This is a genomic window from Alkalibacterium sp. m-11, from assembly GCF_054658155.1.
Map to the genome: position 1 here is coordinate 1 of NZ_BAAGIR010000293.1, position 900 is coordinate 900.

General features: G+C 47.3%; 1 protein-coding gene. It reads left to right on the forward strand.

Going from position 1 to position 900, the window contains the following annotated elements; translation table 11 throughout:
• The first annotated feature begins 148 nt into the window (after positions 1-148).
• On the forward strand, positions 149-760 hold the full coding sequence (locus ACYQ2O_RS12460) for a DEAD/DEAH box helicase family protein (protein WP_346024221.1): 612 nt from the start codon (positions 149-151) through the stop codon (positions 758-760).
• The last annotated feature ends 140 nt before the right edge of the window (positions 761-900 follow it).

Here is a 900-nt window from a genome sequence, read left to right on the forward strand (position 1 = left end):
GATAGTTTGGTAGTCGGATACCTACTATTTTACCGATAAATGAGGGAGGGGCAAGTGTTTTTTGTCTTTTCCTTGATAGAACAACGGTTATAGACCTTTAAGAACAAAAAAATTTGACAGTAACCCTTGGAGCATAGGGGGAACTGATATGGATCTGATTCTGATCGTCGGGCCGCAGGCTGTGGGGAAAATGACTGTAGGACAAGCTCTGGAGAAGAAGATTGATGCCAGGCTTCTGTTCAATCATGAAACGATCGATCTGTTTGCCCGATTTCTGGGGTACACACGTGATACGTTTCGTCTGTCTGAAGTCGTCAGGTATGACCTGTTCAAGGCCTTTACTGAACAGCCTGAATCAAATGTCACTCATGGCATCATCTTTACGGTAGTCGCAGGCTTTGATGCGGATTCGGACTGGGACATCCTGAGGAGCTGGTCGTCGCTTTTTCTTGACGCCGGTGGGAATGTATTCTTTATCGAACTTGAAGCGGACCTTGATGTTCGGCTCAAACGTAATAAAAGTGAGCTGCGTCTGTCAATGAAGCCATCGAAAAGAGACGTGGATTTTTCCGAAGCGGAGCTGCTTCAGAGTATGGAAAAGCATAGATTGAATTCCTTTGATGGAGAAGTTGAAGCCAAGTTTCCGGAAGTCAGCTACCTCAAGCTGAATACAACTGAACTGTCAGCCGAAGTGACCGCCGGGAAAATCAATGACTGGCTGCTTGAGAGAGGTTATAATAAAACGACCCGCCCTGAGTAAACAGGACGGGTCGCTTTTTGGTGCGCCCGGCATGGGCGACAACTTGGTGGTGAAAGTCCACTACAGGCTTTGCAGTAGGAACTGTTAGTGAATGACAAGGGTGTCCACCGTGAGGTGGAATCTGAAGGAAGTCGGACGCA

What these genes read in the sequence shown, in the direction of transcription:
- ACYQ2O_RS12460 (WP_346024221.1), top strand. Translation starts at nt 149, where the DNA reads ATGGATCTGATTCTGATCGTCGGGCCGCAGGCTGTGGGGAAAATGACT.